General features: G+C 67.9%; 13 protein-coding genes. 8 read left to right on the plus strand and 5 right to left on the minus strand.

Annotated features, from left to right (window positions below):
• Window positions 1-61 precede the first annotated feature (61 nt).
• Window positions 62-2,059, plus strand: a complete 1,998-nt coding sequence (locus IFU11_RS06590; protein WP_137243381.1) for a DUF7657 domain-containing protein — start codon at window positions 62-64, stop codon at window positions 2,057-2,059.
• Between the two features lie 85 nt (window positions 2,060-2,144).
• On the opposite strand, the gene IFU11_RS06595 is transcribed toward IFU11_RS06590, so the two are convergent.
• Window positions 2,145-3,782, minus strand: a complete 1,638-nt coding sequence (locus IFU11_RS06595) for a DUF2142 domain-containing protein (RefSeq protein ID WP_137243380.1) — start codon at window positions 3,780-3,782, stop codon at window positions 2,145-2,147.
• Window positions 3,783-3,999: 217 nt separating this feature from the next.
• On the opposite strand from IFU11_RS06595, the gene IFU11_RS06600 reads away from it, so the two are divergent.
• Window positions 4,000-5,340, plus strand: a complete 1,341-nt coding sequence (locus IFU11_RS06600) for a hypothetical protein (protein WP_161578608.1) — start codon at window positions 4,000-4,002, stop codon at window positions 5,338-5,340.
• Window positions 5,337-6,389: an acyltransferase family protein gene (locus IFU11_RS06605; protein ID WP_137243378.1), complete on the plus strand. Its 1,053-nt coding sequence runs from the start codon at window positions 5,337-5,339 to the stop codon at window positions 6,387-6,389. The genes IFU11_RS06600 and IFU11_RS06605 overlap by 4 nt, the downstream gene beginning before the upstream one ends.
• Here IFU11_RS06605 and IFU11_RS06610 read toward each other — a convergent pair.
• From IFU11_RS06610 to IFU11_RS06620, 3 genes are read right to left on the minus strand one after another with little or no spacing between them, the layout of a single operon-like run.
• Window positions 6,328-6,720: a DUF2304 domain-containing protein gene (locus IFU11_RS06610; protein WP_228501983.1), complete on the minus strand. Its 393-nt coding sequence runs from the start codon at window positions 6,718-6,720 to the stop codon at window positions 6,328-6,330. The two genes, IFU11_RS06605 and IFU11_RS06610, sit on opposite strands and share 62 nt — an antisense overlap.
• Window positions 6,717-7,460 carry a glycosyltransferase family 2 protein gene (locus IFU11_RS06615; RefSeq protein WP_191941461.1) on the minus strand — a complete coding sequence of 248 codons (744 nt, stop codon included), beginning with the start codon at window positions 7,458-7,460 and terminating at the stop codon, window positions 6,717-6,719. Before IFU11_RS06615 ends, IFU11_RS06610 begins: the two co-directional genes overlap by 4 nt.
• A gap of 44 nt (window positions 7,461-7,504) precedes the next feature.
• On the minus strand, window positions 7,505-8,386 hold the full coding sequence (locus tag IFU11_RS06620) for a glycosyltransferase family 2 protein (protein ID WP_137243376.1): 882 nt from the start codon (window positions 8,384-8,386) through the stop codon (window positions 7,505-7,507).
• A 91-nt stretch (window positions 8,387-8,477) separates the two neighbouring features.
• On the opposite strand from IFU11_RS06620, the gene gmd reads away from it, so the two are divergent.
• From gmd to IFU11_RS06645, 5 genes are all read left to right on the plus strand, one after another.
• Window positions 8,478-9,539 (plus strand): GDP-mannose 4,6-dehydratase, encoded by a 1,062-nt coding sequence (gene gmd / locus IFU11_RS06625; protein ID WP_137243375.1) that lies wholly within the window; start codon window positions 8,478-8,480, stop codon window positions 9,537-9,539.
• A 5-nt stretch (window positions 9,540-9,544) separates the two neighbouring features.
• Window positions 9,545-10,480 (plus strand): NAD-dependent epimerase/dehydratase family protein, encoded by a 936-nt coding sequence (locus IFU11_RS06630; protein ID WP_079707283.1) that lies wholly within the window; start codon window positions 9,545-9,547, stop codon window positions 10,478-10,480.
• Window positions 10,477-11,664, plus strand: a complete 1,188-nt coding sequence (locus IFU11_RS06635) for a DegT/DnrJ/EryC1/StrS family aminotransferase (RefSeq protein ID WP_137243374.1) — start codon at window positions 10,477-10,479, stop codon at window positions 11,662-11,664. The genes IFU11_RS06630 and IFU11_RS06635 overlap by 4 nt, the downstream gene beginning before the upstream one ends.
• A 124-nt stretch (window positions 11,665-11,788) precedes the next feature.
• Entirely contained in the window at window positions 11,789-12,616 is an 828-nt protein-coding gene (locus IFU11_RS06640; protein ID WP_191942099.1) for an HAD family hydrolase, read from the plus strand.
• The gene (locus IFU11_RS06645) at window positions 12,613-15,132 is read left to right on the plus strand and encodes a glycoside hydrolase family 65 protein (RefSeq protein WP_137243373.1); all 2,520 of its coding nucleotides are present in this window, start codon (window positions 12,613-12,615) and stop codon (window positions 15,130-15,132) included. The genes IFU11_RS06640 and IFU11_RS06645 overlap by 4 nt, the downstream gene beginning before the upstream one ends.
• Window positions 15,133-15,179: 47 nt before the next feature.
• Here IFU11_RS06645 and IFU11_RS06650 read toward each other — a convergent pair whose 3' ends face one another.
• Entirely contained in the window at window positions 15,180-16,217 is a 1,038-nt protein-coding gene (locus IFU11_RS06650) for a glycosyltransferase family 4 protein (RefSeq protein ID WP_192018511.1), read from the minus strand.
• Window positions 16,218-16,298 lie beyond the last annotated feature (81 nt).

The following is a 16,298-nucleotide window of genomic DNA, read 5'->3' on the forward strand; positions in this document are numbered from 1 at the left end:
CGCCCCAGCCGTGGTCAGCGGGTACGCTGGACAGGCCATGACTCCTTCAGTACCTCGTTCCATGTCAGCGCGTATCCGGAGATCATGGGAGCCGGATGTCGACGGCCTGCCCAACCTCCGCGTCCTCGTCATCCCGCTCGTCGCGCTGGCGGTCATCTTCCTCGGTCTCGTCGCTGGGGGCATCACCGGGAGCTCCTCCGGCATCCTGAACGCTTCGTACAACTCGAAGCCGGACCCCAACCTCCTCGCCGGGACGCCGCAGGCCATTCGCAGTGACGAGTGGGGGGTCAACAACTCGTGGGTGATCTCGCAGGTCGAGCAAGGTCTTCCGACCGAGAACCACAACTTCCCGGGCGGCACGGACGTCACGGTGCTGCAGGACCTGCCGAGCCACGACTGGTCAGTCGCGTTCCGACCGCATCTCCTCGGGTTCTCCTTCCTGCCCCTCGACAACGCCATGGCGGTGAAGTGGTGGCTCCCTGCCCTCGCGCTCGTCGCCGGGTGTTACTTCTTCCTGGTGACGCTGCTTCCACGCAGACCCGTCACGGCCGGGCTGGTATCGGTCGGCTTCTTCTTCTCGCCGTTCTTCCAGTGGTGGTTCGGGCCGAACACCTTTTGGCCGGCAGCTTGGGCGTTCCTGCTGATGGGGGCCACGATCTGGCTCCTGCGAACTCGGCGGCGCCTACCCAAGGTCATCCTGCCGGTACTCGTCGGGTACGTGGCGGTGACCGTCGGCATGACGGTCTACGTTCCCTTCATCCTTCCGGTGACCCTCGTTGCGCTGGCGTTCTGCGTCGGAGCGGTGCTCACCAGAGACACGACCGTCACCATCGGCGTGTGGCGCCGTCTCGCCTCGTTGCGAGGGATCTTCATCGGCGGAGTCGGCGCGGCCCTCGTACTCGCGGCGTGGATTGTCACACGCCTGGACACCATCCGAGGCTTCACCTCGACGGTCTACCCGGGTGCTCGGCTGGAACCCACCGGCGCGGCCGGCGGTCAAGGTCTCCTGGCTCTCTTCGGCGGGCCGTTCTCGCGCGGGCTCGGACCTGCAGAGGGGCAGCCCCTCGGCGCGAACGCGTCCGAGGCCTCGACGTTCGTGCTGGCGGGACTGTTCCTCGCGATTCCGCTGCTCTGGGGCCTGGTGGATCGCCACCGGCGGCGTCTCCCCGTCGACTGGATGACGCTCCTCCTGCTTGCGCTGACCGCCCTGCTCATGGCCTACCTGTTCGTGCCGGGGTGGGATGCGATCGCCCACCTGCTGATGCTCGATCGGGTCCCGTCGCAGCGCATGCGGTTCGCGTTCGGCATGCTGTCTGTCGTGCTGATCGGTTTGACGGTGCTTCGCGCCGACGAACGGCGCTCCAGCGGTCATGCGCGATTCCCCCGCTGGACCGCGGCGATCGCGGGTGCGCTCTGCCTCGGTGCATCCGGTGTCGTTGCGGCATACCTCGTGCCGCTGCACACGCCGCTGACATCGAGTTGGTTCTGGATCGCGGCGGTGCTCGCCACGACCGTGGCCGTCGTCCTGATCGCGGTGCGTCTGCCGGCTCTCGGGTCCGCCGCGCTCCTGCTGGTCATGCTCGGTGTGGGAGGCGGGGTGAACCCCGTCTATGCCGGGGTCTACGACCTGAACGAGACGACGCTCGTGAAGACGATGCAGCAGATCGACGCGGAGCGACCCGGCTATTGGGTCGGTGCAGGAAACACGCCGCTCCTCGGGATCACCCTCCTTCAATCGGGCTTACCGTCCTACAACGGCGTGCAGGGTGCTCCGTCTGAGCAGATGTGGAAACAGATCGACCCGACCGGGGAGCGTGAGCGAGCCTGGAACCGCCTCGCGAACATCGCTTGGGGTGTCGGCGACGGACCACCCGACCCGTTCAATCCCAGCGAGGACCAGATCCGGATGATCTTCGACTCCTGCTATTCGTTCGCCCAGCAGCACGTGAGCTACGTGTTGTCGGAGTTCGACATCCAGCAGCCATGCGTCGAGCGATTGAAGACCGTTCGACAGGGACCGTCGACCTTCTTCATCTACTCGGTCGTGCCAGCGAGCTGACACCGGCGAGGACGACACGTCAACGCGATCCCACGGGACAGAGCCGGTTCGTCAGGATCCGGAGCGACCGCGTCGGCCGGGCTCGTCAACCGGACGTGTCCGTGCGCACGACAGGGGAGGGCTCCAAGCGCTCGATCTCCGCGGTCTCAAGGCGCTCGGCGGGAGTCACCAGCTGGTCGTCACGGGTGATCTCCGCGCCTGCTGAGCGGACGAAGACGCGTCTGAGCAACACCACCGTGAGGACCGAATCGACCAGGAAGATGATGGCCAGCGTCTTCCAGCCGAACGGCGGCTCCCAGCCGTCAGTGAAGACCATGTCCGACAAGCTGCCGTTCGCGCCGACGATGTACCGGCGCAGGACCATGACGAACGCCAGAAGATGGCCGAGGAAGAGGAACGCGTAGGCGCCGGTGACGAAGTGGCGAACCCGGCCGTCTGCACCGAGACCGGCGTCGTCGAGGGCGACACCGGCGGCGATGAGGAGGCAGATGAAGATGGCGAGCATGTAGCGGCCCTGCCAGATGAACCCGTGCTGCGCATAGACGGCCACCTGGGTGATGCCGGGGACCAGGATGCAGACGGCGAGCAACACCCAGATCGCCCACTTCGTGCTCCGTTTGCCCCAGAGCAGGGCGACGGCCACGAGCAGGGTGATACAGCTCGTCCAGGCGGCGATCGTCAGCGATGGAGCGCTCGTGTCGACCCAGCCGAACACGCCGACCATCCCGAACAGGAAATCGACGGTCTGGAGCTCGGTGAACAGGAACACGAACGCGAGGCTCACCGGGCTGACCGCGGAGGGAGGCGTCTGCGCGGCGAGGGTCGGCGGGTTCAGGTACCAGAGCACCGAGGCGATCCCGACGACCCCGAGCGCGAGGACGAGCGCCCATGCGATCGGCGTGCGGAACAGACGCAGGATCCGGTCGCGCTCGCCGAGCAGCATGGCGACGAGGGCGATCACGAGCAACCAGAGCAGCGAGATGCTCCTCGTGCTGATCAGGAATGACGCGGTGAGCAGCGCGAAGCCGGCTTGCTCGACGAGGCGGCGGCCGACCTGCCGCCCTCGGAACGTGGCGAGCAGGGTGGCGAAGAGCCCACCGGCGGCCGCGACCTCGAGACCGTTGGGGTTGATCGACCCCGCGAGGTAGACGACCATCGGGGTGACCGCGATTGCTGCTCCCGCGACCGCCCATCGGAATCGGGGGAGCAGGGTCAACTGCATGAACATGATCCCCAGTGCCATCGCGCAGAGGACCGCGCCGGCGATCCGCATGCCGAAGAAGGCGGCGTCGCCGGTGAGGAACAATGACGGCCAGCCGACGAGTACGTAGAAGACGGGACTGTTGAGCCCTGCGGACGTGCCGGTCGTGACGAGCGTCTGGTCGGTGTTGCGGACCGGGAGCTGACAGTCGGCGGTGACCTCGGGTTTGAATGCGAAACAGACGAGGTCGTGAGCGTTCGCGATGTTCTCGGGGACGGTCGCGGCCGTCAGGGTCGGGTTTCCGGCCCAGGGGCCGGGTACAAGTTCTCCGCGGGCCACAGCTGCCGCCTTGATCGCGTGGGACGGTTCATCCGGGACCGAGCCGATCGGAGAGGCCAGCGCCCAGAGCATGCTCGGCACGAGGACGGCGATGAATGCGACCAGGAAGGTGAGCCAGCGACGCTGCTCCCAACGGTGCGTCGTCTCCATCGAGGTCGGGGACGAGGTGAGGGGCGAGGCCATGGAGGTCCGGTCCAATCGGTGGCGAGCGAACGGCGGCGCCGTCCGCGCGCGGAATCGCAGCCGTCAGTCATCCTACCGTCGGCATGCCTGGGCGGCCGGTGACCGGAGGGCGGTTCGCGAGGCCCGCCCCGGACACGGCGAGCCCGAAGCCGTCTCGGGGTCCGTACGGCCCTCGGGCGACTGGTAACCGCCGACCGTCTTGTACGATCGGAGGGCCATGCTCCGAGATGAAGGGACGACCTCATGCGTGTCCCGCCCCTCGATCCGACCGCGCGGTACGGAGGCTCGGATTTCCGGCGCTAGCGACGTTCCGCCCCCGGCAGCAGCACGCCGCGGGCCGAACGGGGCCGTCCTCATCCTCGCTGCGACCGCGATCGGTGGCGGTGCCGGATACGTCCTCCAGCTCCTCGCCGGTGCGGCACTCGGAACCGCCCTGTACGCCCCCTTCTCCGTGTTCTGGTCTGCGCTGTACCTGTTGGTCAGCGCGCTCTCCGGTGTGCAACAGGAGGTTGCCAGAGCATCGCGTCCGGTCGATACCCGTGCCGCGACGGCTCCGAGGCGCGCGCCCGTCGTGCGCAACTTCGCCGTGGTCGCGGCTGTGCTCGTCGCAGCGGTGGTCACTGCGTCCGCCTGGTTGTGGGTCGGCACGGTGTTCCCGGATGACGGATGGTCGCTCGTCCTGCCGCTCGTGATCGGCCTCTCGGCCTACGTGATCGTGGCAGCCACCGCCGGCGTCTTGTATGGACTGGCCATGTGGACGTCCGTGGCAGCGTTCACCATCGTCGACGGCGTCCTGCGCTTCGCGATCGTCGGGGTGATGTTGCTCTCGACCGACGACGTCCATGTCCTCGCCTGGGGTGTCGTCGCACCGTTCGTCCTGACTCCGATCCTGCTCTGGCCGTTCGTCCGATCCGGGGTGATCGGTCGCTTCACGATCGACGTCGGCCCGAGACCGCTCACTTGGAACGTCTTGCGCACGGTCGTGGCGTCGACCGCGACCGGGATCATGGTGAGTGGTCTGCCGCTCGTGATCCAGGCGACCGGCGACACGGTCTCGCCCGACGCGTTCGGTTCACTGACGTACGCCATCACCTTGACGCGCGCACCGATCGTCATCGTCGTCCTCGCCTTGCAGAGCTACCTGGTGATCGTCTTCCGGTCGCATGCCGAGGCGGTCCTCAGCTGGGTGGTCAAACTGGGTGTCCTGGTCCTCGCCGCCGCCGGATTGTTGGGCCTCCTCGGTTGGTGGCTCGGGCCCTGGGCGCTCGGCGTGCTCTTCGGCCGCGACGAGGTGCTCGCCGGGGGGACGATCGGGTTGCTCATCGCGACCGCCGGGCTGGTCGGCGTCCTCTGCGTCACGGGCTCCGCCACCTTGTCCCGCTCCCAGCACGGGGCGTTCAGTGCCGGCTGGGTCGCTGCCGCGCTCGTCCTCGTCGCCGCGCTCGCCCTGCCTCTCGGGCTGCATGAGCGGACGCTGCTCGCGCTCACCATCGGACCGCTGACGGGCCTCGTCGTCCACGCCGTCGCGCTCCTCCGCCGTCCGCGAGAGCGTGCGTGACCGGGAACAGCTTCGCCGGGTTGCGGATCATCGCTGCGCTCGTGGTCCTGGTGCGGCACTCACTGATCGTCCTCGACGACGCCATCTCGCCGTTCGGCCCGGTCGGAATGGACGACCTCCCCGCGCTCGGTCTGTGGGTGTTCTTCGTCGTGTCGGGGTTCCTCCTGCCAGCTGCGTGGGAGCGGCGCCCCCGTTTGGTGCGTTACGTCGCCGCCCGGGTCCTGCGGGTCTTCCCGGGTCTGTTCGTCGCGCTGCTCGTCACAGTCCTCGGCATCGGTCTGGCGGCGACCGCCCTGCCGCCCGGGGAATACCTCGGCCATCCCCAGACGCTCGTGTTCCTCGCCGACAACCTCACGCTCCTCCCGAACTACGTCCTCCCGGGCGTCTTCGAGTCGAACCCGTACCCGGTCGCCGTGAACGGCGCGCTCTGGTCGATCGGCCCTCTGTTCGTGTTGTACCTGCTCGTGCCCGTCGTCGGGAGTATTCCGCTGCGGGGCCTGCGAGCCGCGACCTGGTCGGGCATGGTCGTCGTGTGCTGGCTCGCGCCGGTGCTCGAAGCCGTGGACACGGACGGGATCGTCTGGGGCAACTTCACCCACGACATCCTGCGGGTCGGGGCGTTCTTCAGCGCGGGAGCGGCCATCCGTGAGTGGCGGCTGCCCCTGCGGGGTCCGGCGGCGCTGACGGCTGGTTCGATCCTCGCCATCGTGATGGTCGTCGTCCCCGACCTCACCTGGCCGGTCGCGCACGTGACGGTGCCCTACCTGCTGGTGTACCTCGGATCACGCCCGATCCCGGTGCTGCGTTCCCTCGGTCGGTTCGGCGACCCGAGCTACGGGATCTTCCTGATCGGCTTCCCCGTCCAGCAGCTGCTCATCCACGGCAACCCCGAACTCGACTGGATCCCGAGCATCCTCTGCACCGCCGCGGTCTCGGTCGCCTTCGGCTACGGGTTGTGGTGGTTCGTCGACCAGCCGATCGCGAGGCTCAGGCTTCGCGGGACCCGTCGTCCCGCTGCAGCTCGCCCAGTCGCCGTTCCAGTTCCCTGATCCGCAGGTCTTGGAGTGCGCTCTCCTCGGCGAGCGTGCGGGAACGTTGTTCGAGCGTGGTGAGCTCCGAACTGTGCTGGATACTGACGAGGAACAGGATGAAGATGCTGACGAAGAAGACGAGGTTGGTCGGGATCTCGACGCCGATGAGCTGAGCCGCCCAGACGAGGACTTGCGGGAAGACGCCGATGACGAGCGCCAGGAGACCGGCGATCAGCCACCAGACGGCGTGCCGCTCGCGCAGGGAGCGGCGGCGGAGCATCTCGATGACGATCCCGAGGGTGAGGAGCGCTCCGACGATGCCGAGGATGTAGGTACCGAGCGGCATCATGCCGTCACCACCTCTCCTTCGCCCTTCAACGGTACCGGCGGTCGGATCAGGGCGAAGGCGAGCGCGAGTCCGGCCCTCGCCAGATATTTCGCCGCCTTGACCGGGTTGTGGGACGGAGTGCCACCGGCGCGCGGACGCATGGCGACGGGTACCTGCCTGATGACACATCCGGCGCGTGCGGCGATCACGAGTGACTCGATCGTGTCGCCGAGGTACTCAGCGGGGTAGTGCTCGGCGAAGAGACGCACGGCGCGTGGTCCCGTCGCGCGGAACCCGCTCGTCGTGTCGGAGAGGCGGGTGTGGGCGATCCGGCTGAGTACGCCGGAGAGCACGACCATCGCCCACTTACGCGGTCCTCGCACCTCGTAGTCGCCCTCGCCGGCGAATCGGGCACCGAGCACGAGGTCGGCCGTCTCGAGCTCCTCCACGAGTCGGACGACACCCTCCGGGTCGTGCTGGCCGTCGGAGTCGACCTGCACCACGTTGCGGTAGCCGTTCGCGATGGCGTACTTGAAGCCGGCGCGCATCGCGCCGCCCACCCCGAGGTTGAACGGTAGCTCGATCACCGCAGCACCGGCGGCGGAGGCCACGAGCGTGGTGTCGTCCGTCGAGCCGTCGTTCACCACGAGCACTGAGACACCGGGCAGTTTCCGGTGCACCTCGCGCACGACGTCTCCGACCGAGGCCTCCTCGTTGAGCGCAGGCATGACGATGAGGGTTCGGTTGAGAAGCGTGGCCATGCCGCCAATCCTACTCAGCCGTGGCGATCCACCAGCGTCGGACGTCAGGAGAGGATGTGGGTGCGGAGGACTTTGAGGCCGGCGCGATCCTTCGCCGACAGTGCCTTCGGGAGCTGGAGGATCGCGTTCAGGCGAGAGGTGAGGTGTGTTCGCGCGACCCGGGCCGATTTCGTCCAGCCGAGTGCGCGCTGCCGCTCCGACTCTTCGGCGAAGACCTGACGCTCCTGTTGGAAACGCCGTCCGTCGACCGCCGTGTAGGACGACACGCTCCCGGTGTGTCGCCGGTACCGGAAGACGGGAACGTCGTCGACGACGAGTGATCCGCCGTTCCGGAAGATCTCCATCATGAGCGCGAGATCTTGAACGACTTGGAGGTCGTGCCGGAATCCGAAGCGTCGCACCGTCGCGACCTTCCAGCTGACCGACGGGAAGTACGCCCAGTTGCCGCGGAGGAGGCTGGTCGTCAGACGTTGGCCGGACAGCAGCTCCGGTTTCGGGCCACGGGGGCGCAGCAGCGCCTTCACCCGGTCACCCACCGGCCGTACGAGGTGTCCGTCCTCGTCGATCACCTCGACGCCCGGCTGGATCAGATCGGCTTCCGGGAACTCGGTGGCAAGGACGGACATGCGGGCGACGAAGTCCGGGAGGAGTTCGTCGTCACAGCCCATGAGCACACAACGATCGGCTGTGGCGAGGTCGATGCACCGGTCGAAGTTGCGGCTGACCCCCAGGTTCTCGGCGTTGCGCAAGACCTCGATCCTCGGATCGCCGAGCGACCTCGCCCACTCACCAGGTGCGAGGTCCGGGTAGACGTCGTCGACGATGACGAGTCTCCAGTCCTGATCGGTCTGGGCGAGCACGCTTTCGACGGCGACCCTGAAGTGGTCGAAGCGTCCGTAGAAGGGCATCATGATGTCGAGCGTCACTCGGGTAAGCTAGCAACGTTTCTCGGGCAGTGCGGCATTCCTCGAAAGAACGCCCGGCCCGACCACACGATTCGATCCAGAGCGGAACCCCATGACTGAAACCCCTGTGACGCCGGCTCCCACGACGCCAGCCCCCGTCAAGAAGGCCGTCATCACCGGTATCACCGGCCAGGACGGCAGCTACCTCGCAGAACTCCTGTTGTCGAAGGGGTACGAGGTGCACGGCTTCGTGCGGCGCGCGTCCACCTTCAACACCGGCCGGATCGACCACATCTACGACCCCGAGACGACCCACGACGGTTCGCCCCGACTCCAGTTGCATTTCGCCGATCTGGCCGACGGCTCGCGCCTCGCAACACTGCTCGCCGAGATCCAGCCCGACGAGGTCTACAACCTCGCCGCCCAGTCCCACGTGCGCGTCAGCTTCGACGAGCCCGAGTACACGGGCGACACGACCGGCATCGGGACGGTCCGTCTCCTCGAGGCCATCCGCCAGATCGGTCTCCACTGCCGCTTCTACCAGGCGTCGAGCTCCGAGATGTTCGGTGCGACGCCACCGCCGCAGAACGAGGAGACCCCGTTCTACCCGCGTTCGCCCTACGGCGTCGCGAAGGTCTACTCCTACTGGATCACCCGGAACTACCGTGAGGCCTACGGCATGTTCGCGGTCAACGGCATCCTGTTCAACCACGAGTCGCCGCGGCGTGGTGGCACCTTCGTGACCCGCAAGATCACCCGTGCCGCCGCGCGCATCGCCGCCGGCCAGCAGGACTTCCTGTACATGGGCAACCTCGACGCCGTCCGCGACTGGGGCTACGCGCCCGACTACGTCGAGGGCATGTGGCGGATGCTGCAGGCCGACGAACCGACCGACTTCGTCCTCGCCACCAACACCGCGTACACGGTCAAGGACTTCCTCCAGTTCTCCTTCGAGCGGCTCGACCTCGACTGGGAGAAGTACGTCAAGTTCGATGAGCGCTACCTCCGTCCCACCGAGGTCGACGCGCTGATCGGCGACTATGCGAAGGCCGAGTCGGTCCTCGGCTGGACCCCGAAGGTGCTGCCACCGCGCCTCGCGCAGATCATGGTCGACTCCGACGTCGCCGAGCTCGAGGCGTCGGGCAAGCCCTACATCGACACCGCGGAGGTCTAGGCGCGGTGCGCGTCCTCCTCACGGGTGGTGCCGGCATGCTCGGTTCGAGCATCGCCGAGGTCTGGCCCACGCTCCGCGCCGCCGACGAACTGATCGTGGCGACGCGCGCGGACGCCGACCTCACCGATCGTGCCGCCGTCGCCGCCCTCATCGGGCGCACGTCGCCGGACGCGATCGTGCACGCCGCCGCGAAGGTAGCCGGCATCCAGGCGAAGCTGCAGCGTCCCACCGACTTCCTGCTCGACAACCTCCTGATCGACACCTCGGTCATCCGAGGCGCGATCGACGCCGGCGTCCCCGAGCTGCTCTACGTGTCGAGCGCGGCGATCTACCCCGAGGGGCTCCCACAGCCGATCGGTGAGGGCGCGCTCCTCAGCGGCACGCTGGAGGGCGCGAACGAGGGATATGCGCTCGCGAAGATCGCCGGGACGAAGCTCTGCGAGTACGCGAGTCGGCAGTACGGGTTCGCCTATCGCGCAGCAGTGCCGTCGAACCTCTACGGCCCGGGCGACGACTACACCCACGGTCAGGCGCACCTCATCGCCGCCGCCCTCGGTAAGGTGCACGCCGCCGTGACGAGCGGCTCCGACGAGGTCGAGGTCTGGGGTGACGGCACCGCCCGACGCGAATTCACCTACACGCCCGATCTCGCGGCGTGGCTCGTCACGCAGCTCGGCTCACTCGACGCATGGCCCGTCACGCTCAACCTCGGGCCGGGTGTCGACCACAGCATCACCGAGTACTACGAAGCAGCCGGTCGCGCCGCCGGCTTCACCGGTCACTTCCGGTACGACGCCACCAAGCCTTCCGGCGTGCACCAGCGCCTGCTCGATTCGGCCGCCGCCCGTGCGCTCGGCTGGAACCCCACCACCCCGCTCGCGGCCGGCGTCGCCGCGAGCTACCACGCCTACCTCGCAGCTCAGGAGCCACAGACAGCATGACCGACGACACTTTCGACTCCGGTTTCCCCCTCGCCACCTCCTCCTGGGATGCCGCGGAGTACGCCGCCATCCAGCGCGTCGTCGACAGCGGCCGCTTCACCATGGGTCCGCTCGTCGCGCAGTTCGAGCGCGATTTCGCCGGTGCGTTCGGCGCCGGGTTCGGCGTCATGGTCAACTCCGGGTCGAGCGCGAACCTCCTCGCGATCGCCGCAGCCGTCCTCGACGACCGGGTCGACCTGCAGGCGGGCGACGAGGTCCTGGTGCCCGCCGTGTCGTGGGCCACCACCTACTACCCCCTCCAGCAGTACGGCCTCATCCCGAGCTTCGTCGACATCGACGTCGACACCCTCAACCTGGACCTGTCGCTCGCCGAGGCCGCCATCACCCCGCGCACCAAGGCGATCTTCGCGGTCAACCTCCTCGGCAACCCGAACGACTTCGCGGCGCTCACGGCACTCGCCGAACGTCACGGTCTCCTCCTGCTGGAGGACAACTGCGAGTCGCTCGGCGCGAAGGACGACGGTCGGTTCGCCGGAACGGTCGGAGCGATGGGCACGTTCAGCGCCTTCTTCTCCCACCACATCTCGACGATGGAAGGCGGGATGATCCTGACGGACGACGAGGCCACGGCGCAGATGCTCATCTCGCTGCGGGCCCACGGCTGGACCCGTGGACTCCCCGAGCAGAACGCCGTCCACGACAAGTCGGGCGACGAGTGGGACGACCTCTTCCGCTTCGTCCTTCCCGGTTACAACGTCCGTCCGCTCGAGATGTCCGGCGCGATCGGCATCGAGCAGATCCAGAAGGTCCCACAGCTCATCGCGGGTCGTCGGGAGAACGCCGTGTACTGGACGGAACGCTTCGCCGACCTCGATTCCGTGCGCATCCAGCGCGAGCAGGGCGAGAGCAGCTGGTTCGGCTTCTCCCTCGTGCTCGAGGGCGCGCTCGCCGGCCGACGCAAGGAGGTCGTGCAGGCGTTCGCTGCCGAGGGGATCGAGTCACGGCCCATCGTGGCGGGCAACTTCACGAAGAACCCGGTCATGAAGTACCTCGACGCGAAGGTCCCGGCCGAACTCCCCGCCGCCGACAAGATCCACGAGGACGGGCTGTTCGTGGGCAACCACCACTTCCCGGTCCACGCCGGTATCGACCGCGTGTACGACGTGGTGGCCAAACTCTCCTAGGCTGGGTCTGCGCGGCCGCCCCACCGGTCCGCAGCAGCTTCCGTTCCACTGTCCACCTCTTCCCCCAAACCGACGAGGACCGTGCACCGTGACCCAGCCGATCAACGCGCCATCGAACGACGTCCTGACCCTCGACGAGGCGGCCTCGCGGCTCCTCGGCTGCCGGGCGGTGCTGTTCGACCTCGACGGCGTCATCACCCCGACCGCCGAGATCCACATGCACGCCTGGGCGAAGCTCTTCACCGACGAGCTCGTCGCCCACGGGATCGCCGAGCCGTACACCGACGCCGACTACTTCCGGTACATCGACGGCAAGCCGCGGTACGACGGGGTGCGCGCGATGCTCGCGTCACGCGGCATCACGCTCCCCGAGGGTTCGCCGACCGACGCGCCTGAGCTGGAGACCGTGTGCGGTCTCGGCAACCGGAAGAACTCGGTGTTCACGGCCGTCCTGGAAGCGGACGGAATCGCCGCGTACCCGGGATCGTCGACCTTCCTCGACACGGTCGAGGAGGCAGGGCTCGCGGTCGCCGTGGTGTCGAGTTCCAAGAACGCCGAGGTCGTCCTCCGAGCGGCAGGACTCCGTGAGCGGTTCCCGGTCGTGATGGACGGCGTCGTCGCCGCGCGTGAGGGGATCGCCGGCAAGCCCGCGCCGGACACCTACGTCGCGGCCGGTCGTCTGCTCGGTTACGCGCCGTCTGAATGCGTCGTCGTCGAGGACGCGCACTCCGGGGTAGAGGCCGGTCGACGTGGCGACTTCGGTCTCGTACTCGGCGTCGACCGCGGCATCGGGCACCAGGCGCTCATCGACGCGGGAGCCGACATCGTGGTCGACGACCTCGACGAGCTCGTCGACCCACTGCGGTCGGCCTCGCGAACAGCGGGGCCGGACGATCCGGCCGACTCCCAGACCTTCACGGCACCCCACGACTCCTCCGAGGACCAGGCATGAACCACATCACCAGCGACCCGCTCGACCGTCACCGGTTCCCGCTCGACGACTGGGCGCTCGTCGAGACCCATGTCGACGCGGACGACGAGGGCACGACCGAGACCCTGTTCGCGCTCGGCAACGGCTACCTCGGCTTCCGCGGCAACGTCGAGGAGGGCCGCGACGGCCACGTCCACGGCACGTTCATCAACGGGTTCCACGAGACCTGGCCGATCCGTCACGCCGAGGAGGCGTTCGGCTTCGCCCGCGTCGGTCAGACGATCGTCAACGCGCCCGACACGAAGGTCGTGCGCCTCTACGTCGACGACGAGCCCTTGATCCTCAACGACGCCGACCTCCTGAGCTTCGAGCGTCGCCTCGACTTCAAGACCGGTGTCCTCAGCCGTGAACTCGAATGGCGGACGCCCTCGGGCAAGCGGGTCCACATCCGCTCCCGTCGCATGGTGTCCTTCACCGACCGCCATCTCGCGGTCCTCGACTACGAGGTCACGTTGCTCGACGCGGACGCGTCGCTCGTGCTCTCCAGCCAGATCATCAACCGGCAGGACCGTCAGGACGACTACCTCACGAACGCACCTGAGCCGGGGATGGGTGACCCGCGCAAGGCGGAGTCCCTCACCGAGCGGGTGCTGCAGCCGCGGTACAAGCTCATCGACGGTCCGCGCGCGATGCTCGGGTACCAGACGACGAACTCCGGCATGACGATCGTGGCCGGCGCCGACCACACGATCGAGACCGAGAACGAATACGAGGTCTCGACGCACATCGAGGCCGACCTCGCGAAGCACGTGTACACGATCCGCGGCCGCGCGGGCGTGCCCACGAAGCTCACCAAGATCATCAGCTACCACACGTCCAACGCCGTCCCGCCGAAGGAACTCGCCGACCGCTGCGCCCGCACGCTCGACCGTTCCGCTGAGAACGGCATCGAATCGGCGATCCGCAACCAGGAGCTGTGGCTCGAGGACTTCTGGGCGCGCTCCGACGTCGAGGTCCACGGACAGCCGGCCATCCAGCAGGCGACCCGGTGGAACCTCTTCCAGCTGGCGCAGGCGTCGGCACGCACGGACGGCGGCGGTGTCGCGGCGAAGGGCGTGTCCGGCTCCGGGTACGGCGGCCACTACTTCTGGGACACCGAGGTCTATGTCCTCCCGTTCCTCAGCTACACGGCACCGCTCGTCGCGCGGAACGCCCTCCGGTTCCGTCAGAACATGCTCGACGCCGCCCGCTCCCGCGCGACCGAGCTCAACCAGCACGGCGCCCTGTTCCCGTGGCGCACGATCAACGGGCTCGAGTCGTCCGCGTACTACGCGGCCGGCACGGCGCAGTACCACATCGACGCCGACATCTCCTATGCGCTGCGGCAGTACGTCGCGGCGACGGGGGATGAGGACTTCCTCGCCCGCGGAGCCGTCGACATCTTCGTGGAGACGGCGCGCATGTGGGCCGACCTGGGCTTCTGGCGCGCGAACGGCAAGGACTCGTTCCACATCTACGGGGTCACGGGGCCCGACGAGTACACGACCGTCGTGAACGACAACCTCTACACCAACGTCATGGCGCGGTCGAACCTGCTGTCGGCCGTCGAGGCCGTGGAGCGCCTCCGCGAGGACGATCCGGCCTCCTTCGAACGCCTGGTCACGCGGCTCTCGCTCGACGATGCCGAGGTCCGCGAGTGGCAGCGCGCCGCCGAGCACATGCACATCCCCTTCGACAAGCGGCTCGGCATCCACCCGCAGGACGCCCAGTTCCTCGAGAAGGAGCTGTGGGACCTCGACCACACCCCGCCCGAGCACCTCCCGCTGCTCCTGCACTTCCACCCGCTCGTCATCTACCGGTTCCAGGTGCTCAAGCAGGCGGACGTCGTGCTGGCGCTGCTCCTGCAGGGCGACCACTTCACCGACGAGGAGAAGCTCGCCGACTTCGACTACTACGATCCGCTGACGACGGGCGACTCGACCCTGTCGGCGGTCGTGCAGTCGATCATCGCCGCCGAGGTCGGGTACCAGCGGCTCGCGCTCAAGTACTTCTGGTCGGCGCTGTTCGTCGACCTCGCGAACCTGCACCGCAACACCCCGGACGGCGTGCACGTCGCCTCCACCGGTGGCGTGTGGAGCGCGCTCGTGCTCGGCTTCGCCGGGATGCGCGACCACGGCGGCGTGATCTCCTTCTCGCCGCGCCTGCCGGTCGACTGGCAGGGCATCACCTTCCGGCTCACTGTCAAGGGCACTCGGGTGCGGATCTCCGTCCGGCGCACCGAGATGCGGTTCACCGTCGAGGAGGGCGATTCCGCCTCGTTCGTCGTCGGCGGCGGCAACGTCCTCGTCGAGGCCGGCACCACGGTCACCGTTCCACTCGACAACCAGGGTCCGCACCTCGTCGGCGAGCCGAGCGCGAGCGACATCGAGGGCAGCCGCCGTGCCGACGGCTCACTCATCACCGTCTCGATGCCGACCATCGCGCTCGGCCCGGCCGACACCGAGTCGATCCCGGTCATCCAGCCGCAGTCGGAGTGAGGCGACGCGGCTGGATGGCGGTGGCCCGTCGGCCAGCCGCGGCCGTGTCAGGCGAGTGTGGTCCGGAAGGTCTCGAGCGTGCGTGTCGCCACGCGTTCCCAGGAGAACTGCTTGGCGCGTTCCCTGCCCTGATCGGCGAGTTCGGCCATCCGTGCGGGGTCACTGACCGCCGTCGTCATGGCAGTGGCGATCGACTCGAGCGAATGGGGATCGAAGTACTCGGCCGCATCGCCGGCGACCTCCCGGTACACGGGGATGTCGGAGATGAGCACGGGGAGCCCCGCCATCATGGCCTCGAGGGCGGGCAGGCTGAAGCCGTCGTGGAACGACGGCATGGCGAGCGCGGTCGCGGTCTCGTAGAGGTGACCGAGTTCCTCGCTGGTCAACCAGGATCGCAGCTCGACCCAGTCGTGCATGCCGACCTCGTTGACGACGGCGCGCAGAGGGTCCTCACCGTGGCTGCCGGTGATGACCACTCGAGGGCGGATCGCCTCGTCAACGAGCGGCAACGCCCTGATGAGACCAGCCCAGTTCTTGTGCGGGCGCCGGTTGCCCGTCGCCAGGATGAAGGGGTGCTCCTTGTCCGGTCGTCGTTCGCCCATCGGCAGGGCGGTTCCGGCGAGGGGGATGAGGTCGATGCGGTCTGCCGGGAAGCCGAGGTAGGTGATGATCTCGCGCCGGGACACCTCACTGATGGTGATCATCCGGCTGGCGTTCCGTGCACCCAGGCGCTCCATAAACTTCACGGGTTCCGTGAACGCCGGGGTGCTCATCATCTGGGGCTGGCTCCAGTAGAGCATGTCGTGCATGGAGATCACGGTGGGCATGCTGCTCCGGGCAGGACCGAGCAGAGCCGGGCAGTGCAACAGATCCGCACCGTGACGCTTCGCGATACGACCGATCGACCAGAGCTCGCCGATCGCCCACCGGAAGCGGTTCTCTCCGGTGATACCGGTGTCGATCATGTCCCCGGGGAACCAGGAACGGTCGAGCTGGTATCCCTCTTTGCTGGCGAGTCCGACGAACTCGAATTCACTGCCGAGTCGGCCGATCTCGCGGTACAGCTCGCGCGCGTATGTCTCCATACCGCCTTTCGTTCCGGTGTACGAGAGGAGGTCGACGGCTACGCGGGGCATAAGGCACGAGGATACCAGTGGGGCGGGCGG

Source organism: Plantibacter sp. CFBP 8804 (genome assembly GCF_014841225.1).
Taxonomy (GTDB): domain Bacteria; phylum Actinomycetota; class Actinomycetes; order Actinomycetales; family Microbacteriaceae; genus Plantibacter; species Plantibacter auratus.